This window comes from Alteromonas abrolhosensis (assembly GCF_001953635.1).
GTDB lineage: Bacteria > Pseudomonadota > Gammaproteobacteria > Enterobacterales > Alteromonadaceae > Alteromonas > Alteromonas abrolhosensis.
This window is the reverse complement of record NZ_MEJH01000003.1, coordinates 856,282-875,670: the sequence shown is the minus strand read 5'-3', so window position 1 is coordinate 875,670 and position 19,389 is coordinate 856,282. Positions and strand designations below refer to the sequence as shown.

Here is a 19,389-nt window from a genome sequence, read left to right as displayed (position 1 = left end):
TAAAGGCAAATGATTTCCTAAAAGCACAATAATTTTTTAAAAGATTAAAAGGGCAAAGTACTTGCCCACATAAAAAGGTAACAGCAAGTGGAATTGGTAAATTTAAAAGATTCATCGGACACAGCAAATTTTGCTGAAGCCGTTAAGCGGGGCTTAGGTAAAAACCAAGGGCTTTATTTTCCAGAGCATATTCCTACCCTAGACAATATTGACGAATTATTGGAAAAGCCTTTTGTCGAGCGCAGTATTGAAGTACTTCGCGCGCTTATTGGCGATGAGCTGAATAATGGCGAGCTAGAAGAAATTGTTCAGACCGCATTTGCTTTTGGGGCACCAGTTGAGCAGGTCAACGATAACGTATACTGCTTAGAGCTTTTCCACGGCCCAACGCTTGCGTTTAAAGATTTTGGCGGCCGCTTTATGGCGCAAACTTTGTCGCGTATTAGTGAAGGGAAGCCAGTCACCATTCTAACGGCAACTTCAGGTGATACGGGCGCAGCGGTTGCACATGCATTCCACGGTATTGACAATATCAACGTGGTTATTTTATTTCCAAAGGGCAAAATCAGCGCGCTACAGGAAAAGCTATTCACTACGCTAGGCGGAAACATCCATACCGTTGCAGTAGAGTCAGACTTCGATGCATGCCAATCGTTGGTTAAAACCGCGTTCGACGACCCTGATGTTCGCGAAGGCCTCCACCTGAACTCAGCCAACTCTATTAACATCAGCCGTTTATTAGCCCAAGTGTGCTACTACTTTGAAGCCGTAAGTCAGTTGCCAAAAGAGAAGCGCGAGCAGTTAGTTATTTCAGTACCTAGCGGTAACTTCGGTAACTTAACCGCAGGTATGATTGCTAAAGCAATGGGGTTGCCAATTAAACGCTTTATAGCGGCAACTAACCTAAACGATACTGTGCCTCGCTACCTTAAAACGGGTGAGTGGGCGCCGAAGGCGACCGTGGCTACCATGTCTAACGCAATGGATGTTAGCCAGCCAAATAACTGGCCGCGTATTGAGGCCCTTATTGAGCGTGGTTATATCGACAAAGCTTGCCTAAAAGGTGAGATGGTCGACGAAGAATATACGCAGCTTGCTATGCGTCAATTGGCGCAACAGGGCTATACCAGCGAGCCTCATGCCGCGATTGCCTATCGCGCAGTAAGTCACGACTTAGAAGACGGCGAAATTGGTTTGTTCTTAGGAACAGCGCACCCGGCTAAGTTCAGAGAAACCGTTGAAAACGTGCTAGGTAATCCAATCAGCTTACCGAAAGCGTTGGCCGATGTAGCAGGCGAAGACAGCTTAGCGGTAGACTTGCCAGCGTCTTACGATGCGCTTAAGCAGCATATGTTGGAATTGCTGAAGTAATGACACCCTCGGCTATGACATGGCAAACCGCGCTAAGCGATGAAAAGCAAAAAGACTATTTTGTTGCGTTGCTTGAGCGCGTGAAGCAAGCGCGTGAGGCGGGAAGCATTATCTACCCGCCTCAGTCCGATGTATTCAATGCGCTTACATACACACCGCTAGATGAAGTTAAAGTCGTGATCTTAGGTCAAGATCCGTACCACGGTCCTAATCAAGCTCATGGGCTTTGCTTTTCAGTAAAAGCCAGCGTTAAAACGCCTCCATCGCTTAAAAACATGTACAAAGAGCTGTTGACCGACATTGATGGTTTCACCGAGCCTAATCACGGCACGCTGACTTCATGGGCGGAACAGGGCGTGTTGCTACTTAATACCGTATTGACCGTTGAGCAGGGCAAAGCACATAGCCATGCGAAATGGGGATGGGAAACCTTCACCGATAAGGTTATCGATGTGGTCAATGAGCACTGCCAAAACGTTGTGTTTCTTTTGTGGGGAAGCCACGCGCAAAAGAAAGGTAAGCACATTAACCGTGAAAAACACCACGTTTTACATGCACCTCATCCATCGCCACTCTCAGCCCACAGAGGCTTTTTAGGTTGTAAACACTTCAGCCAAACTAACCAATATCTAATTGAAAAGGGCAAAGACCCCATCAATTGGCAAGTATAGTCACTGGCGAGCAAGGCAACTAGCCACGCAATAAGCAGGGATGCCTTATGCTGCTTCTTCTCTCATTAGCTAGATTGCTATGAGAACACTTCGTGCGGCCTAGCCACATTTAGGCATAAAGCGTACACCTTAGCTGTTAGGCTATTACATGGAGCCTGCGTAGAGACACCACGCTTGCACGCGAAGCATTTACAGCACGCTAGAAAGTAAAAAGGCCGCCTGTGTAACAGGCGGCCTTCGTTTTATCTTTCCAGTGTTTCTAGCTCGTACTCGAAACCACAGTCGAGTTCGGCAAGTTCTTTTTCTAATTTGTAGCGATCTTGTAGCGCTTCGATTTCTCTCCACTTACGTTTTTTGCTTTTGGTTTTCGCTGGGCTTGCTTCGATGTCTAGCATGGCAAATAGATCTGATTTATCCACTGGGATCTCCTTTTTATACCACTACAACTAATACAGAGTTTTTGTTTTTAATTCCCTCTGTACAATTTTGTATCACAGCCGCCACTAAAATAAAATAGTTTAATTTACCTTTTATTAACAAAATGTGACGATATGATGACAACGGTAAGGAAATGTCCAGTGTGTATGAAGCGTGAACAATAACTGTATGTAATTGATCCTATTTGTTTTGTTAGTAATCAATTGTACAGTGTTACGGATATCAAAAATGTCTGTCGTATAGTCGATGAAAACCGCAACAAAAAACGGCTAGCTTCGGAAAAAGCTAGCCGTTCAGTTTGTTATTTGCACCAATTGGGTGATTTTAAATCACCTCGCATTCCTTATTTTGGTGCATTCGCTGCTCTGAATTTGGCAATCAATTGTTGTGTTGAAGCGTCGAAATTATCTTTGTCTGCCTCGCCTTGAATGCCTGCAAGTACTTGGTTTCCTAGTACTTTACCTAACTCTACGCCCCATTGGTCGAATGAGTTAAGGTTCCAGATAACACCCTGAACGAATACCTTATGTTCATACATTGCAACCAGCGCGCCAAGTGTTTTAGGCGTAAGGCTATCAAACAAGAAAGTATTGCTAGGCTTGTTGCCAGGCATGGTTTTATGAGCGGCCAAGCGTTTGCGTTCAGTGTCGTCTAGGCCTTTACCGTCAAGGTCTGCATAACACTCTTCAAAGGTTTTACCCTGCATTAGCGCCTGAGTTTGACCAAAACAGTTAGAAGCAAGCATGGCATGATGCGTGTCGTCTTGATTAGGGACGTTAAGCGGCAACATGAAGTCTGCCGGGATAACGCCAGAACCTTGGTGAATAAGCTGGTGGAAGCTATGCTGGCCGTTTGTACCTTCACTGCCCCAAATAATTGGGCCAGTAGGGTAGTTTACGTTCTCACCTTCTTGCGTCACTTCTTTACCATTACTTTCCATATCTAACTGCTGCACGTAAGCAGGTAAGCCACGAAGATAATGATAGTAAGGTAATAAAACGTGTGATTGTGCGTCGAAGAAGTTTCTATACCACACACCTAGCAGTGCAAGTAGAACCGGCATGTTTTCTTCTAGAGGTGCGGTTGTGAAATGGGTGTCCATGTCAAACGCACCTTCAAGTAAACCTTTGAAGTTTTCAAACCCAAGGGCTAGCGAGATAGGCAGGCCAATGGCAGACCACAGTGAGTAACGACCGCCTACCCAATCCCACATAGGGAAGATATTGTCGGCGCTAATACCGAATTCGGTGGCTGCTTTAACGTTTGAAGACACGGCTACAAAGTGTTTAGCGATATCTTCTTGTGTACCGCCAGACTTTAAGAACCAGTCTTTAGCCGTAAGTGTATTTTGAAGCGTCTCTTGGGTAGAGAAAGACTTTGACGACATGACCACTAAGGTCTCTTCAAAATCTACGCTAGATAGCACGTCGTGAATGTGACAACCGTCAACGTTGGCAACAAAATGAACCTTCACAGCCTCAACTGTATGCGGCTTAAGTGCCTCAGTCATAATCTTAGGACCAAGGAACGAACCACCAATACCAATTGCCACGATGTGCTTGATAGGTTTGCCGGTATAACCTTTGTGTTCACCGCTATGAACCGACGCGGTAAACGCCTCGATTTTTGCAAGCGTAGCATGCACTTCAGGCATTACGTCTTCGCCATCTACCAGCACTTTACGGTCTGAGAAATTACGAAGCGCGGTGTGAAGCACAGCGCGACCTTCTGTTGAGTTAATCTGCTCACCAGAAAACATCGCGTCGCGAAGGGTTTCTAGTTTGCATGCTCGAGCAAGGTCAAAAAGCCCTTTAAGCGCCTCGTCGTTTACACGGTTTTTGGAGTAATCAAGAAAAATGCCGCAGGCTTCAAGCTGCATTTTATCCGCGCGACTTGCATCTTGTGCAAACCAGTCGCGCATATGCGCATCTTTTACCGCTGAAGCAAGTTCAGACAGTTTTTTCCATTCGGGAAGAGAAGTTAAAGCACTCATGGTTTCTATGGCCCTTACGCGCTTAGCTTTTCGCGAAGCATGGTTTCAAGTTTCTCTTGATCAGCGGCAAAGTTACGAATGCCTTCAGACAGTTTTTCGGTTGCCATAGCATCTTCGTTCATGGCCCAGCGGAATTCGCTTTCTGTTAAGCGATCGCCTGGTGTCTTTGTAGCGCCATTGTCTTTCAGTTTAACTTCTAGTTCGCCAGGCTCGTTTGCCAGTTCTTCTAGCAGAGCAGGGCTAATAGTTAGACGATCACAACCTGCCAACGCTTGAATTTCACCAATGTTACGGAAGCTTGCGCCCATCACTACGGTATTGTAGCCGTGGTCTTTGTAGTAGTTATAAATTTTAGTTACAGATACTACGCCTGGATCTTCATCTGGTGCGTAAGACTCAGTACCGGTCGCTTTTTTGTACCAGTCTAAAATGCGCCCTACAAATGGAGAGATAAGATAAACACCGGCTTCTGCGCATGCTTGCGCTTGGGCGAAACTAAATAGAAGGGTTAAGTTACACTGAATGCCTTTCTTCTCTAGTTCTTCTGCTGCTTGGATACCTTCCCAAGTAGACGCAATTTTAATAAGAATACGTGACTTATCGATACCAGCGTCTTCATATAGCTGAACCAAGCGCTCCGCTTTTTCGATAGTAGCTGCAGTGTCGAACGATAAGCGTGCGTCTACTTCAGTTGAGATTCGACCTGGAATCGTTGCAGAGATTTCTTTACCAATCGCTACCGCTAGTTTGTCTGCTGCATCAGTAAGCTGCTGGTCGGCGTCGTTTGACTGAAGTTTTGCCCATGCAACAGCATCATCAATCAGGCTTGCATATTGAGGAAGACCAGCCGCTTTTAAAAGTAGCGACGGGTTAGTTGTGGCATCGACTGGTTGATACTTTTTAATGGCATCGATGTCGCCCGTGTCGGCAACAACGGTAGTGATATCACGTAATGAAGCTAACTGATTGCTCATAATTCTCTCTATTCGTTATCAAAATAAATTTGGACAACTCGCCGGAAAAGCCAGTTGAATAAAACGGTTCGCTTGCGCGTGTGTAGGGTTTCGCGCTTGCGTTCTTTTTACCAGACCTTAATTCTTTAAAAACAGTACTGGTACATGAAATCTTTAAAAACAGTACTGGTACATGCAGCGCTTTGGTAATTGAGGTACGTTCACGGAGGGTGTATCTCAATTATTGTTTGAATAATTATTTGTAACGCTATTTATATCAAACCCGTGTGACAATTCATACATTCAATAGCGACAAAATGGCTAATCGGATTTCTCTGTTAAGCCAATTTACGTCTTTCTTATGCCATTTTGCTTTTTAAAGCGTATCCGATGGTACAATAAGCGCGTAAAACCTAAGGAGTCGAAATGTTAGTTGTAGTATCCCCAGCAAAAAACCTAGATTTTGAAAGCAAAGTTCCTGTGAGTCAGTTCACTCAGCCTGCCATGCTTGAAGACACTGAACGTTTGATGGAAGTTTGTCGCACTTTATCTCCGGCTGACCTATCATCGCTCATGAAAATAAGCGACAAGTTAGCAACGTTGAACGCCAACCGTTTTGCTGAGTTCTCTACACCGTTTACTCCCGATAATGCACGCCAAGCAATGTATGCGTTCAATGGCGACGTGTACACAGGGTTGGATGCATACTCGCTTGATAGTGAAAAGGTCGAATATGCGCAACAACACCTTCGTATTTTGTCTGGCCTATATGGACTACTTCGTCCACTAGACTTAATGCAGGCCTATCGTTTAGAAATGGGCACAAAATTAGCAAACCCAGAAGGCAAAGACCTGTATGCGTTTTGGGACGATCGCATTACCTATATGCTTAATAAGGCATTAGAAGCGCAGGGTGATAACGTGTTGATTAACCTTGCTTCGAATGAGTACTTTAAAGCGGTGAAGAAGAAGTCGTTAGACGGCATGATCATTACGCCAACGTTTAAAGACTGCAAAAACGGTCAGTATAAAATTATCAGTTTCTTCGCGAAGAAAGCCCGTGGTTTAATGGCGCGTTATATTCTTGAGAACCGCGTAGAAGACGTAGAAGGTCTGAAAAACTTCGACGTAGACGGTTACGAGTTTAGCGAAGAGCAGAGCTCATCAACTGAACTTGTGTTTCTGCGTAACCAAGAGAGTTAATACTCCTAGCAATTTATAATTGAACAGACCTGAACAGTGTCGTTCAGTATCAGAAGAAACATCATTGCGCCAGATATATAGCCATCGTAGAGTACGGTGGCTGTATTTGACTTCAATCACCCATCTACAAAACTGGGAATCGAATCCTTTCATTCCTTTAAGAACCATATATCGTAAAAACCTTAGCGAGATTAGCTATCATACCAACTACTGCATGCTACACTGTTCGCATTACCAATTATCTACAAAGTAGGGCAAAACCTTGAGCATATTAGTCCGCAATCTACCTAAGTCATTCACTCAGGAAAACCTTGAAGACTTGTTTTTTGAGTTTGGCACCATAACGTCGTGCGACCTAGTGATGGATGATGCTTCGGGTTTATCGAAAGGCTTTGGTTTCGTTGAAATGAGCACGCAAGAAGAAACCGATAAAGCTATTGAACGACTTAACGCCAAAGTTATCGACGGTAAGAAAATTCGTGTTAAATGGTCAAATCAAGAGAAAAAGCAGGCCGCGGCGATAGATAGTACGCCAGCGCCTAAAAGAGACATTCCTGAAGATGTTTGGGGAACCGCCACGCGTAATAGTTCTGAGCGCGAAAACGACGCAGAATAATGGTGGGATAAGTTTACCTGTAAGTGCTGACAACCAAGGTTGCCAGCACTTAAACTACTTATCCAGATACGGTTGCTGTTTGTACTTGATTATTGCGAGCGGTCATAACAATGGCCAGCCATATCAGAACACCACCACCGGCCAGCGCTAAACCTACCCAACCCGTTGATGCATAGCCGTAACCTGCTGACAGAGTCATACCCGCCAACCAAGGGCCCAGTGCGTTAGCGGTGTTAAACGCCGCATGATTCATGGCGCCGGCTAAGGTTTGTGCTTTGCCTGCCACGTCCATTAGACGAGTTTGAAGTGGCACTACCATTCCGCCCCCAATGCCGATGAAAAACAGTGATGCTGCCATTAAGTACGGATTACCCATAGACGCAGCATAAGCTGCAGCTGATAGGCCCAGTAATACCTGAAACGTAATCGCTGACGTCAGTAGCCTGCCTTCAGAGTAGCGGCCTGCAATAATATTGCCCAAGGTCACGCCTATGCCATAAACAAGCAAGGTGGCCGATATCCCCCATTCTGGTGACGATGTCGTATTGAGGAAAGATGCGCTGAAATAAGAATATACTGAGAACATGCCCCCAAAGCCAATCGCGCCCATAAGTAGTACCAGCAGCACATCTTTGTTTTTAAGGGCTTTAAGCTCAGTTAGTGGTTTGGCATCTGGGTTCGGCCCACGATAAGGTGCGGTTTTCCACACCATTACTGCGGTAACCAAAGCAAAGGCTGAAATGATAAAGAAGCCGGTTCGCCATCCGAACATTTGTCCAATACCGCTAATTGACGGCACACCAATGATATTAGCAATAGCCAAGCCTAGAATGACGTTACTAACCGTTTGCGCACGTTTGTTTTTACCAGCAATGTCTGCAGCAAAGAGCATCGCAATACCGAAATAAGCGCCATGAGGTAAGCCAGCTATAAAACGGGCTATATTCATAGTCCATTCTGACCAGGCAAGCGCTGTTAGTAGATTACCACCGGCATAGAACACCATCATTGAAATCAGCATGGTACGACGGGCAAGCCGGGAAAAAAAGATAGTGATAAGCGGCGCGCCCACTACTACACCGATGGCATAAGCGCTAATCGCATGACCTGCAACTTTTTCTGAGATGCCAAAATCTTCAGCGAAGTAAGGTAATAAACCCATTGCAGCAAACTCGCTACAACCAATTACAAAGGTACCGAAAGCCAGCCAAAATGTAATGGTGGCCAGCGAATATTCACCTGTCCCGTTGGTGTGACTTGATGAGGCTTCCTTAGACAAGGCTTGGTCAGTTGTTATCTTGTCAGTCTGATTCGTCATAAACTTCCTTTTGTTCCTTCATTTTTACCATTCAATTGCACGGTGGTTTTAGCTAGGCTCTGTTGAATTTTTACTGCTCATGTCGACGAAAATTCGTACGTCAAAGCTAGACACGCCTTATGCAGTCAGGGCGCTGCGGTGAAATGCAAAAACTGGCCTAATGGCATAGCAGCCAGTTCTCTGTTGCTAGAGACTATTGATTGGCAGATCAATAGCCCAAAAAACTTGCGTTTATACTATTCGCTTAATGCGTCAGATCGTAGCATTGCCAGAATACTAAGTAACGGTAACTGATAAGATTTCTTAATCAATTCAGCGATTTAAATGTTGCCCTTTTGTTAACTAATTAAATCGCTAATATTGCGTAATAAATCGCGTTAGGACGTAAAAAATCCAAGGAAGTGTTTTCTTTGGAAAAGTTTTTACAACTTCACCTGCATCAATCTGCTGCCTATAAACATTTAGGAAAACGCGCTTGTAACTTCAGTGATTGCACTTCGTTCCTATTCTCACGCTAAAAACAAATTTCTTGACTTTGAACTGTTCAATATATAGAACGTTCTATAAATGGAACACTTTAAAGTTAGCGTAGTGTGAATCAATCAACGTTGAATATCTTGGGCAGGCACTTGCAAAATCTCAGGCAAGAAAGGGGCGTTTCCCTATCGCAGCTGGCGGCTGGGGCTGGTATTGCCAAGTCGAATCTTTCCAGGCTTGAGCAGGGCAATGGTAACCCCACGCTTGACACCATTTGGAGGCTAGCCAAACAGTTAGACGTACCATTTGGTCAGCTAGTGCAGCCTCTTAGCGCAAGCGTTGGGGAAAAGGGGGTTGAAGTGCGTTTAATCGAGCAAGGGCAGGGCACACCAAATGTCGACGCTTATTGGATGTCGGTTGCACCAAACACATTTCGTGAGGCTGAAGCTCATGCCACTGGAACGGTCGAAACGATTACCGTTGTGAGCGGTTCTCTAGAAGCGGGGAATAGTGGAAATACTCAATTGTTGCTCCCGGGTCAAAGTGTAGCATTTAGTGCTGATTTACCGCACATCTACAAAACGCTAGATGAGTGGGCGACATGTCTTATCACCATCGTATATCACAAAGAGACAAAGGAATGAGCCAAATTTCATCAAAAAGTGGACTTAAGCAAGGTGTTATAGATGGGTTACCTTTGCTTGGCGGTTATATCCCCGTCGCCATTTCGTTTGGCGTTATTGCGGTGCAGGCTGGTTTTTCTACGTTAGAAGCCACGCTTATCTCCGTATTTATTTACGCGGGAGCGTCGCAATTTCTGTTAGTGGCTATGGTGGCTTCAGGGTCGCCGCTTTGGCTAGCGGTGTGTATGACTTTGTTGGTTAATGTGCGCCACGTGGTTTACGCACCGAATTTAGTGCCGTATTTACCGCAAAGTAAAGCGTGGCCTTATTTAATGCATGGCCTTACCGACCAGATTTTCGCGCTAGCTCATACCCGCTTGCCTTCTATGGAAGACGCTAAGAAAGTAGAGTGGTTTAAGGGCGTGTCAATGGTAGCGTGGCTTAGCTGGATATTGGGCACAGCCCTAGGGGGCGTGGCTGGTGAGTCTCTTACCCAGCAATGGCCTATATTGGATAGTGTTATGCCCTTTGCCTTACCTGCACTTTTTTTGGTTCTGCTAGCGCCGAAATTTTCGAGCAAACTGTGGAGCGCTACCTTGCTTGTAACTATGTCGGCAGCGTTATTTATTGCCCTTAGCTCATTTAAAAACGCTGCAATTCCTTTGGCAGCGCTATGCGGTGCGATAACGTTTTACGTTCTTACATCGCATGTTGATAGGAAGCAATCCCATGCAAACTGATATCTGGATCGCTATCATTGTCGCAGCCATCGGCACATACGCGTTACGCGTAGCTCCGCTGTTGTGGACTCAACGTCACTTCAATAAACACAAAGCTAACAATACCGAAGCGCGCTTACCTACATGGCTAAGCGTGTTAGGGCCGTTGATGATTGCGGCCATGTTAGGCGCATCGCTCATCCCTAAGACCCCGTCTGTGGCGAGTTGGGTCGCCACAGCTGTAGGATCGGTGATTACTGTTTTAGTGTGGCACAAATCGAAAAGTTTAGGCCTGCCTGTTTTTTGTGGCGTTCTGTCGTTTGGTCTGGCTTTTGTATTTGCAATGAACGGTCTGTGAGCCATTTCTGTTCTTTTTGGTATAAACCCGACTTAAAGGACCAAGGTCGCGTAAAAATTTCATCTTACCCTGTAGTCCACGTAGGGTTTGCGAAATAAAAGGGTAGTGCTGATTAACAAGGTTGTACTACAGAGCCCATAATATAAGGGCTAGCGCCAAGGTGAGAATTCGGCAGAGCACTTGCATCCTTAGGTTTGTTATCTCAAACCGCTTAGCTCGACAGATAAGACTGTTTAACAGTTATCTTGAAGCACAAGCCAAATACGTAAGGATGAATGAAATGACAATTGTAAAATCAGGCAGCGCAACATATAAACCGCTAGGTAAAGACGGAAAAGGTAGCGTTTCAACAGAGACTGGCGCCTTATCCAATCAGCCCTACGGCTTTAATACGCGATTTGAAGATGGAAAAGGGACTAACCCAGAAGAACTGATCGGTGCTGCACATGCTAGTTGCTTCACTATGGCGCTTTCCTTTGCATTGTCAGATGCAGGTTATGACGATGGTGACCTTAAAACGACCGCAAAAATTAGCTTAGAGAAAAGCGGAGACGGTTTTGAAATTACGCAATCGGCGCTAAGTTTAGATGCAAACGTTGATGGGATCACAGAAGACGAGTTTGAGAAAATTGCGCAGGATGCAAAAGAAAACTGCCCCGTCTCGCAACTACTCAATACCGATATCACATTGGAATATCGATTAAATAAAAGCTAGCTCGACTAACATGAGTGAGTAAGTGCTCGCGAAAACACGCTTGAAAGAGCACGCTCCGCTTAATCGCATTTAGCATATAAAAAACGGCTTAATGAAATGACACCATTGAGCCGTTTTTTTAATATCTATAAGAAACTAAATCCACTGGCCATCAGCCTGCGGGGTTAGTCATGGTCTGTTATCGAATAACACCACATGCAACTCGGTCGCCACCTCCGCCAAGCTTTTTAGGCGAATCAGAATAGTTGTCGCCGCCAGCATGAATCATCAGTGCGCGGCCTTCAATGTCTTCTAATTCGAGTTCTGGCGCAAAGATCGGCTGCGTGGCGTTTCCATTTTCATCAACGTATAACACGGGTAGGTCACCTTCATGGCCCTTTTCAGACCACGGAGCGCGATGCTTGCCTGTTTCCTCTGGGTCGAAATGCCCTCCTGCGGCCCCACCTAACACCTTTTTGCCATCTTTCATTGCAGGTGAACAGTCGCCATTTTGGTGAACATGAAAACCATGAATGCCCGGGGTCAATCCTGACAGTTTAGGCGTGAACACCACACCGTCATCGTCGTAGCTGCTTACCATCACGGTACCCATACTCATGCCTGTCTCTAAGTTATTCATTACCACTTCTTTACCATCGTTTTCATGATGGCCCGCGAAACTGCTCGCACTTAACACCAATGATAGTGAACCTGCCAAGGTAGATATTAAAGGTTTCTTCATCGTGTTCTCCTTCACTCAATTATTAATACATGTGTTTAAAGCTACAAAGAGAGATGAGCACAAAGTAAACCAATTCGGCTAATAACCTCACAAATAAGCTTAACCTCAAGAGGCTTAAGGCTTATAAGGAACTAGTGGACGATTACTTAGGGTGAATAAATAGACTTTCATTGAAAGGCTTATAGCGCCTGCATGAAAAAGTTACTTACGCTTATCTCTACATTCTTACGTTCATTCCTTTAAACTGCCCATTCCAAACGTGCGACACTGCCAAGCACATGTTTCAGTGTTAAAACTCAGTAACAATATCGAGGTAGCACTTTTTTCCTATTCGACTTACAGTTAGCTCACATTACATAAGCAAGGGCATAGGTATGTATACACTTTATGGATATCCGAAAACTCGCTCGGTTCGCGTGGCATGGGCACTGGAAGAGCTAGGTTTACCTTTTGAATACAGCTTAGTTGACTTAAAACAAGGGCAACACCTTTCAGAAGAATATAAAGCCATCAGTCCTGCCTCTAAAATCCCAGCGCTTGCGACCCCAGAAGGTACCTTGACGGAATCGGCGGCTATCGTCACTTTTTTAGCTGAACGTCACGGCATGCATGAATTCATTCCAGAGCCTGGTAGCTTCGAGCGAGCCAAATATGAAGAAATGATGTTGTTTCTTACCAATGAGTTAGAGCAACCGATTTGGAATTTGGCAAAGCACACCTTTGCATTGCCCAAAGAGCAAAGACTTGAACAAATGCGTGATGTAGCGGTGTGGGAGTTCAAGCGCGTGTTGCCTGTATTTTCTTCTATGCTTGGCGACAAAGAATTTGTGTGTGGCAACATGTTTACTATGGCCGACATTATAGCCGGTCATATTTTAGCGTGGGCAAAAGGTAGTAAATTAGATATTACTTTGAACGGTAAAATAGACAATGTAGCCGCGTACGCGCAACGTGTGTTAGGCCGTGAGGCGTATGAAAGGGCGTGGCGAAAAGAGATGGCTCATTTGCCTGAATAAACAGTGCATCCTGAAAAACTTTAAATGAATAGATACCGTGTGAAGATGTGGCTAATTAAATAAACGCTGAATTGCATTGTACAGCCGGTAAGCCTGATATCTGGCGTCAGGTACGCATTATTAGGTTTAAATGAGCTTGTCACGCGATATATAGAATCAAAAAAACACAAAACGACAGCGTCTTTTTTTGTTAGACACAAACTGCAAAACAAAGGCGAAATAACAAGGGAATAAAAATGAAAGCATTTAAATCACTACTTGTAAGTAGTGCTGTAACCATGGCACTGGGGCTAAGCTCGGCTGTGGCACATGAACACAATCACGCAAATACGCAGAGTTCATCAAAAAGTGCCTCAGTTGCAAAAGAAGCGTCTGAGCACGAAAAGCTTTTTGCGCTTTTTGCAGCCGCTGACCAGCGTGATATTGAGCTAAACCCGATAATGGCTATATTCCGTGGCGACATGCGTTATGCGGACAGAATGGGCGACTTCTTTACAGACTCTCACGCTTTAGCGGGAAAAACAGCGACATTGCTGAATTTGTCTGAACTTAAACAAATCGACCGCAGTAAGTTAAGCGACACCGACAAGCTTGCCTACGATGTATTTAAATACAACGAAGAGCGCTCGCTAAAAATGTCCACCGACGAGATTGAAGCGTTAACGGAAGTACGCCCTGTTAACCACTTCAGCGGTTTCCATACCTTCTACCCGACTTTTGCGAGCGGAAAGGGCGCAGCGCCATTTAAAACAGTAGAAGATTACGAAAATAACTTATCTCGCCATAAGGATTACATTGCTATTTCTGACCGCGCTATCGGAAAGTTCCGCGAGGGCATGGAAAGCGGTGTTCTTGAAACTAAACTTACTATCGATCGCGTGATCAAGCAGTTCGATACTCAGCTGGCTATTCCTATTAAAGAGTCACAATTTTGGGGGCCAATTACCATGTTCCCAGAAAGTTTCTCTGACGAAGAAAAAGCCCGTTTAACCGCTGACTATGAAAAAGCGACGCAAGAGATTTACGATGCAACCACGCGTATGCGCGACTTCCTTCGCGACGAGTATTTGCCTGTTGCCCGTGAAAGCATTGGCCTTAGCGATATGAAAGGTGGTGCAAAGCTTTATCAATTGATGGTGGAAGGTTCAACCACACTGCCAATGACCCCTGATGAACTGCATAATCTTGGTTTAAAAGAAGTTAAGCGTATCAAAAATGACATGCTTGAAATTAAGGACGAAGTGAAGTTTGAAGGGACATTAAACGAATTCTTCGACTATGTGCGCACCGATCCTAAGTTCAAGCCTGAAAGCCGTGAGGCGTTAACGCAGAGCTACTATGATATTGGCCGTGAGGTTGATGAAAAAATTGACCAATACTTCTCACTATTGCCTAAGTCTGAGTTAGAAATAAAGCCGTACGACCCTGCCATTGAGCAATTCAGTGCGGGAGGCTCATATCAGCCAGGCACGCCAGACGGCTCTCGTCCAGGTACTTTCTACTTTAATGCCTACGATTTGCCTAGCCGCCTAACCACGGGCAACGTTACCTTGTATTTACACGAAGGTGCTCCTGGTCACCATTTCCAAGTAAGTCTAGCGCAAGAAAATGAAGCGCTACCTTCATTCATGCGCTTTAGCTTCCTACCAGCCTTCGGTGAAGGTTGGGCGCTGTATTCTGAAACGCTAGGGTATGAAATGGGGTTCTTTGACGATCCATGGAATCGTTATGGAACGCTTCAAGATGAGCAGTTGCGCGCCATGCGTTTGGTGGTAGACACAGGTATTCACGCGAAAGGTTGGACCCGCGAACAAGCCATCGACTTTATGCTTGATAACTCAGGCATGACCCGCACAGAAGTTGTAGCCGAGGTAGAGCGTTATATTGCTATCCCATCACAAGCGCTATCTTACAAAGTGGGTGCACTTAAAATTCAAGAATTGCGCGCGCGCGCAGAGAAGGCGTTAGGTGATGATTTCGACATCCGTGAGTTCCACGCGCAAGTGTTAAACACGGGCGGCATTCCACTTGCTATTCTTGAGCAGAAAATAGATCGCTGGATCGCTAGTCAAAAAAGTTAAGGACTAAAACCCCTTACTTAAACTTTTTAAAGCGCAATCAGCGTTAAGTTAAGAACAGTAAAAAGCCGATATTTGACGTAAAGCCAGTAATATTCAGTATTACTGGCTTTTTTCTTTTTGCGACTAATGGCAGTGATATTGTTCAAAAGCTTCACTAGAGTAGTTAGTGAACAATTTTCAAAAATTATCAGGGAGCATGCAGTGGAGTTAGGGTTATTTTCGCTAAGTTTAACGGTAAAGGACATTAGCAAGTCGAAAGCGTTTTATGAAGCATTGGGCTTTGATGCTATGCCGTCCTGTGGGTCGGTGGAAGACAAATGGCTGATGATGAAAAATGGCACCACCATGATTGGCTTATTCGAAGGAATGTTTGAAGACAATATTATGACCTTTAACCCTAGCGATGTTAGAGCACTTCAGGCGAGCTTAGTTGAACAGGGTATTGCATTGGACGTGCCTGTGAAAGGCGATAGCGGCCCCGGGCATCTAATTGTAAAAGATCCAGATGGCAACGCTATCATGTTCGATCAGTTTTAATATAAAGTTGCTCTTCTAATCGCAATTTGTGGGCTAACTTGTAAAGCGCTTTTTGAACAATTACTCTTAAATTAAGGGAAAGTCAGAAAGGGAAAGCATGTTGAAAACAAAACTGTTATTTCTAGCTATGGCATTAATGGCTAATGTGGCGTGCCAGAGCACTAAAAGCAGTGATGCCAAGAGCAAGAGTGAGTTAGCACCTTACAATTGGCAGATTAGCGAATTCGCATTAATCGATGTGGAAGAGCCCGGGGCGCTCTTTGCGTTATCTGAGCAGCAAAAGCAGCACTTTCTTTCTTATTATAATTCGCCCGCAAAAGCACACATATCACCTAATTTTCGCCTCGCTTATTATCTGGATAACCTGGTTTCGAACTTCAGTTACGCAGGCGACACGCTAATAGCTCGAGATGTTTTAAACAAACGTTACGGAAACTGTATGTCGCTTGCATTGCTTACTACAGCGCTTGCCAAGCTCGTTAACTTAGATGTGGTTTATCAACAGGTCCATACTCCACCACTGTATCGGCGGTTTGGAAACACGCTCACTACGTCAACACATGTTCGAAGCATTATTTTAGGGCCTGAACCCGAAAAAACAGGCGATAGTATTGTTTTTCGCGGGAGAGCGGTGATTGATTATTTTCCATCAAGCCGTAACGACCGGGGAGTTTATATTTCCGAGGCTGACTTTATCTCAATGTATTACCAAAATATGTCTGCTGAAGTGATGAGCGACAACCCTGATTTAGCCTACAGTTATTTGTATCGCGCAATGCAGTTAAACACAGCGAATGCATCAACGCTAAATTCTCTCGCGGTACTCTACCGTTCAAACGGCTACGAAGAAGAAGCTCGGAAACTTTACGAATTTGCTATTGAAAACCATATCCAATCGGTTCATACGCTATCAAACTTTGCAGTGCTACTTAAGAAAATAGGTGACGTAGAAACCTTATCGCGAATTGGGGAAATGTATTTAAAAACAGACGATGACAACCCTTACCGATGGGTAGATTTGGGGAATGCATTTTTAGCGAAAGGTGAGCTTTCGGAGGCAGAAATGTTTTTCAACAAGGCCATCGCTACAGGACCTTATTTAGGCGAGAGTTACTCGGCTATGGCTAAAACTTACTTTTTAAAGGGCGAGGTGATCAAAGCTGAAAGTATGATGGAAAAAGCGCTCTCTCTTTCGCTGCCTTCGCATAACAGAGCGCTTTACACCGCAAAGCTACAGGCTATTCAAAATAGCCAATAACGAACGGGGTTCTTGGTGTTGGCTGCGCGCTTAAATTCGCGCTGCCAGTTCAGCGCCCTGACGAATAGCGCGTTTAGCATCAAGTTCAGCCGCTACGTCAGCACCGCCGATAATGTGCACAGTAAATCCTGCCTCTTCTAGAGGTTGTTGCAGAGTCTTAAACGGCTCCTGACCAGCACATACAATGACGTTATCGACCGGCAATACTTTGGGGGTGTCGTTAATCAGCACGTGCAGGCCTTCATCGTCTACTTTCTCGTAGCTCACACCATTTATCATTTGAACATTGTGGTGTTTCAATGATTGCCTGTGGATCCAGCCCGTTGTTTTGCCTAACCCTTTGCCCACTTTAGACGTTTTACGTTGCAATAGATACACTTCGCGGTCTGAAGGCTCTATGGCTTTTTCCTTTAGTGCACCCGGTGCCGCATAGTCTTTATCTATACCCCAATGCGCCAGCCATTTTTCTTTATCTTTGGCTAAATGTTCGTGTTCAACCAAGAACTCAGCTACATCAAAACCAATGCCACCGGCGCCAACAATAGCCACTTTCTTGCCTACTGGCTTGTGGTCGCGCAATACGTCTAAATAACTCATCACTTTAGGGTGGTCGTGCCCTTCAATTGTAAGCGTACGAGGATTAATACCGGTGGCTAGTACCACTTCATCAAACCCCTTGTTTGAAAGGCTCTCTACGTTTACTTGGGTGTTAAGGTGAACCGTAACGCCGAGGCGAGCTAACTGATTGTCAAAGTAGCGTAGGGTTTCGTAAAACTCTTCTTTACCCGGCACTTGCTTGGCGTAATTAAATTGACCGCCAATTTCACTGGCTTTATCAAATAGATGTACCTCGTGACCGCGCTCTGCGGCATACATGGAAAACGCCAAACCCGCAGGCCCTGCACCTACTACCGCTAGTTTTTTCTTATTTTGAGTAGGGGGAAACGTAAGTTCGGTCTCGTAGCACGCTTGTGGGTTTACCAAGCAACTTGCACGCTTTTGTTCGAATGCATGGTCTAGGCAAGCCTGGTTACAGGCAATACACGTGTTGATTAGCTTAGACTCATTGCGCATGGCCTTCGCTACAAAATGTGCGTCAGCCAAGAAAGGTCGCGCCATCGATACCATATCAGCATGGCCTTGTGCGAGCACCGATTCTGCAACTTCAGGCGTATTGATACGGTTAGTCGTAATAAGAGGGATAGACACCTCTTTTTTCATGCGTTCGGTTATCCAGGTAAACGCCGCGCGAGGTACGGATGTGGAGATAGTGGGTACCCGTGCTTCGTGCCATCCAATGCCAGTATTGATTAGCGTAGCGCCTGCTTTTTCGATTTCTTTGGCTAAATACACGACTTCTTCCCACTTAGCGCCGCCTTCGACTAAGTCCAGCATAGACAGGCGATAAATAATGATGAAGTTAGTGCCCACTTTCTCGCGCACACCTTTTACTATCTCAATCGCTAAGCGAGCGCGGTTTTCTAAGCTGCCACCCCATTCATCATTTCTGTGGTTGGTGCGCTCACAGAAAAACTGATTTATGAGGTAGCCTTCAGAACCCATAATTTCCACGCCGTCATAGCCCGCCTTTTGAGCCAGGCTAGCGCATTTTACGTAGTCTTTGATTGTGCTTCTTACGCCGCGAGAGGATAATTCGCGGGGCTTAAAAGGGGTAATGGGCGACTTCATCGGTGAAGCCGAAACAGCAAGTGGATGATAACCGTAACGGCCTGAATGCAAAATTTGCATGCAAATTTTGCCATCTTCTTTATGCACAGCATCAGTAATAACACGGTGTTTTTTCGCGTGGCGAGAGCGGGTCATTCTGCCAGCGAAGGGCGCTACCCAACCTGAAATGTTCGGGCTAATACCACCTGTTACGATTAGCCCCGCACCGCCTTTTGCTCGCTCAGCGTAAAACGCAGCAAGTTTGTCAAAACCGCCTTTCTCTTCTTCTAGGCCTAAATGCATTGACCCCATAAGGGTGCGGTTGCGAAGTGTGGTAAAGCCCAAATCTAACGGAGCTAACAGGTTAGGGAAGTAAGGTGAGAGTTGTTCCGAATTGTTAGCAGACTGCGGTGTAGCTGCCTGAGATACGGTCTGAGACGAGGGCGTATTCATAATTGTTCTCTTTTTATTTGCTATGAAGGCAGTTAGTGCATGTCGCTTTTTGCCACGGCGCAGTGTTCAACTGTCTTTCGTGATTTAAGTGCTAATGGTTACACATACTCCGATCACACTAACTTGCCCGACCAGTTGCTTTGATTATTTACCACCGCATTCGATTGGTAAAGTGCAGTTCCCATATTTTTAACATAATA

18 protein-coding genes are annotated in these 19,389 nt (G+C 45.2%); 12 read left to right on the top strand and 6 right to left on the bottom strand.

Features of this window, described 5'->3' with window-relative positions; translation table 11 throughout:
• The first annotated feature begins 87 nt into the window (after window positions 1-87).
• Complete coding sequence (thrC, locus tag BGK61_RS05925) at window positions 88-1,371, top strand: threonine synthase (RefSeq protein WP_014999322.1); 1,284 nt, start codon at window positions 88-90, stop codon at window positions 1,369-1,371.
• On the top strand, window positions 1,371-2,042 hold the full coding sequence (gene ung / locus BGK61_RS05920; RefSeq protein ID WP_076012606.1) for a uracil-DNA glycosylase: 672 nt from the start codon (window positions 1,371-1,373) through the stop codon (window positions 2,040-2,042). The genes thrC and ung overlap by 1 nt, the downstream gene beginning before the upstream one ends.
• Before the next feature lie 242 nt (window positions 2,043-2,284).
• On the opposite strand, the gene BGK61_RS05915 is transcribed toward ung, so the two are convergent.
• From BGK61_RS05915 to tal, 3 genes are all read right to left on the bottom strand, one after another.
• Window positions 2,285-2,461: a DUF3545 family protein gene (locus BGK61_RS05915; RefSeq protein ID WP_012519516.1), complete on the bottom strand. Its 177-nt coding sequence runs from the start codon at window positions 2,459-2,461 to the stop codon at window positions 2,285-2,287.
• A 362-nt stretch (window positions 2,462-2,823) separates the two neighbouring features.
• A complete protein-coding gene (gene pgi, locus BGK61_RS05910) occupies window positions 2,824-4,473 on the bottom strand; it encodes a glucose-6-phosphate isomerase (protein ID WP_076012607.1) in 1,650 nt (549 codons plus the stop codon).
• A gap of 14 nt (window positions 4,474-4,487) precedes the next feature.
• A complete protein-coding gene (gene tal / locus BGK61_RS05905) occupies window positions 4,488-5,447 on the bottom strand; it encodes a transaldolase (RefSeq protein WP_014999319.1) in 960 nt (319 codons plus the stop codon).
• Between the two features lie 405 nt (window positions 5,448-5,852).
• Between tal and yaaA the strand changes: the two genes are divergently transcribed.
• On the top strand, window positions 5,853-6,629 hold the full coding sequence (gene yaaA / locus BGK61_RS05895) for a peroxide stress protein YaaA (RefSeq protein WP_076012608.1): 777 nt from the start codon (window positions 5,853-5,855) through the stop codon (window positions 6,627-6,629).
• Between the two features lie 262 nt (window positions 6,630-6,891).
• A complete protein-coding gene (locus BGK61_RS05890) occupies window positions 6,892-7,245 on the top strand; it encodes an RNA recognition motif domain-containing protein (protein WP_044556834.1) in 354 nt (117 codons plus the stop codon).
• A gap of 58 nt (window positions 7,246-7,303) precedes the next feature.
• Here BGK61_RS05890 and BGK61_RS05885 read toward each other — a convergent pair whose 3' ends face one another.
• Window positions 7,304-8,563 (bottom strand): MFS transporter, encoded by a 1,260-nt coding sequence (locus tag BGK61_RS05885; protein WP_076026029.1) that lies wholly within the window; start codon window positions 8,561-8,563, stop codon window positions 7,304-7,306.
• Between the two features lie 593 nt (window positions 8,564-9,156).
• Between BGK61_RS05885 and BGK61_RS05880 the strand changes: the two genes are divergently transcribed.
• The 4 genes from BGK61_RS05880 (at window position 9,157) to BGK61_RS05865 (ending at window position 11,455) form a co-directional block, all read left to right on the top strand.
• On the top strand, window positions 9,157-9,684 hold the full coding sequence (locus BGK61_RS05880) for a helix-turn-helix domain-containing protein (protein ID WP_014999315.1): 528 nt from the start codon (window positions 9,157-9,159) through the stop codon (window positions 9,682-9,684).
• On the top strand, window positions 9,681-10,403 hold the full coding sequence (locus BGK61_RS05875; RefSeq protein ID WP_014999314.1) for an AzlC family ABC transporter permease: 723 nt from the start codon (window positions 9,681-9,683) through the stop codon (window positions 10,401-10,403). The genes BGK61_RS05880 and BGK61_RS05875 overlap by 4 nt, the downstream gene beginning before the upstream one ends.
• Window positions 10,393-10,740, top strand: a complete 348-nt coding sequence (locus BGK61_RS05870) for an AzlD domain-containing protein (protein WP_076012760.1) — start codon at window positions 10,393-10,395, stop codon at window positions 10,738-10,740. The genes BGK61_RS05875 and BGK61_RS05870 overlap by 11 nt, the downstream gene beginning before the upstream one ends.
• Window positions 10,741-11,020: 280 nt before the next feature.
• On the top strand, window positions 11,021-11,455 hold the full coding sequence (locus BGK61_RS05865; RefSeq protein ID WP_014999312.1) for an OsmC family protein: 435 nt from the start codon (window positions 11,021-11,023) through the stop codon (window positions 11,453-11,455).
• A gap of 178 nt (window positions 11,456-11,633) precedes the next feature.
• On the opposite strand, the gene sodC is transcribed toward BGK61_RS05865, so the two are convergent.
• Window positions 11,634-12,176 (bottom strand): superoxide dismutase family protein, encoded by a 543-nt coding sequence (gene sodC / locus BGK61_RS05860; protein WP_076012759.1) that lies wholly within the window; start codon window positions 12,174-12,176, stop codon window positions 11,634-11,636.
• Between the two features lie 374 nt (window positions 12,177-12,550).
• On the opposite strand from sodC, the gene BGK61_RS05855 reads away from it, so the two are divergent.
• The 4 genes from BGK61_RS05855 to BGK61_RS05840 all read left to right on the top strand — a co-directional run bounded on the left by BGK61_RS05855 (window position 12,551) and on the right by BGK61_RS05840 (window position 17,068).
• Window positions 12,551-13,192, top strand: a complete 642-nt coding sequence (locus tag BGK61_RS05855; protein WP_076012758.1) for a glutathione S-transferase family protein — start codon at window positions 12,551-12,553, stop codon at window positions 13,190-13,192.
• Between the two features lie 236 nt (window positions 13,193-13,428).
• Window positions 13,429-15,273 carry a DUF885 domain-containing protein gene (locus tag BGK61_RS05850; protein WP_076012757.1) on the top strand — a complete coding sequence of 615 codons (1,845 nt, stop codon included), beginning with the start codon at window positions 13,429-13,431 and terminating at the stop codon, window positions 15,271-15,273.
• A gap of 201 nt (window positions 15,274-15,474) precedes the next feature.
• The gene (locus BGK61_RS05845; protein WP_014999308.1) at window positions 15,475-15,810 is read left to right on the top strand and encodes a VOC family protein; all 336 of its coding nucleotides are present in this window, start codon (window positions 15,475-15,477) and stop codon (window positions 15,808-15,810) included.
• A gap of 97 nt (window positions 15,811-15,907) precedes the next feature.
• Window positions 15,908-17,068, top strand: coding sequence for a tetratricopeptide repeat protein (locus BGK61_RS05840; protein ID WP_014999307.1), 1,161 nt, complete (start codon window positions 15,908-15,910; stop codon window positions 17,066-17,068).
• A gap of 30 nt (window positions 17,069-17,098) precedes the next feature.
• On the opposite strand, the gene BGK61_RS05835 is transcribed toward BGK61_RS05840, so the two are convergent.
• Complete coding sequence (locus tag BGK61_RS05835) at window positions 17,099-19,189, bottom strand: NADPH-dependent 2,4-dienoyl-CoA reductase (RefSeq protein WP_014999306.1); 2,091 nt, start codon at window positions 19,187-19,189, stop codon at window positions 17,099-17,101.
• Window positions 19,190-19,389: the final 200 nt, after the last annotated feature.

What these genes read in the sequence shown, in the direction of transcription:
- ung (WP_076012606.1), top strand. Translation starts at nt 1,371, where the DNA reads ATGACACCCTCGGCTATGACATGGCAAACCGCGCTAAGCGATGAAAAG.
- pgi (WP_076012607.1), bottom strand. Translation starts at nt 4,473, where the DNA reads ATGAGTGCTTTAACTTCTCTTCCCGAATGGAAAAAACTGTCTGAACTT.
- tal (WP_014999319.1), bottom strand. Translation starts at nt 5,447, where the DNA reads ATGAGCAATCAGTTAGCTTCATTACGTGATATCACTACCGTTGTTGCC.
- yaaA (WP_076012608.1), top strand. Translation starts at nt 5,853, where the DNA reads ATGTTAGTTGTAGTATCCCCAGCAAAAAACCTAGATTTTGAAAGCAAA.
- BGK61_RS05885 (WP_076026029.1), bottom strand. Translation starts at nt 8,563, where the DNA reads ATGACGAATCAGACTGACAAGATAACAACTGACCAAGCCTTGTCTAAG.
- BGK61_RS05875 (WP_014999314.1), top strand. Translation starts at nt 9,681, where the DNA reads ATGAGCCAAATTTCATCAAAAAGTGGACTTAAGCAAGGTGTTATAGAT.
- BGK61_RS05870 (WP_076012760.1), top strand. Translation starts at nt 10,393, where the DNA reads ATGCAAACTGATATCTGGATCGCTATCATTGTCGCAGCCATCGGCACA.
- BGK61_RS05865 (WP_014999312.1), top strand. Translation starts at nt 11,021, where the DNA reads ATGACAATTGTAAAATCAGGCAGCGCAACATATAAACCGCTAGGTAAA.
- sodC (WP_076012759.1), bottom strand. Translation starts at nt 12,176, where the DNA reads ATGAAGAAACCTTTAATATCTACCTTGGCAGGTTCACTATCATTGGTG.
- BGK61_RS05855 (WP_076012758.1), top strand. Translation starts at nt 12,551, where the DNA reads ATGTATACACTTTATGGATATCCGAAAACTCGCTCGGTTCGCGTGGCA.
- BGK61_RS05850 (WP_076012757.1), top strand. Translation starts at nt 13,429, where the DNA reads ATGAAAGCATTTAAATCACTACTTGTAAGTAGTGCTGTAACCATGGCA.
- BGK61_RS05840 (WP_014999307.1), top strand. Translation starts at nt 15,908, where the DNA reads ATGTTGAAAACAAAACTGTTATTTCTAGCTATGGCATTAATGGCTAAT.
- BGK61_RS05835 (WP_014999306.1), bottom strand. Translation starts at nt 19,189, where the DNA reads ATGAATACGCCCTCGTCTCAGACCGTATCTCAGGCAGCTACACCGCAG.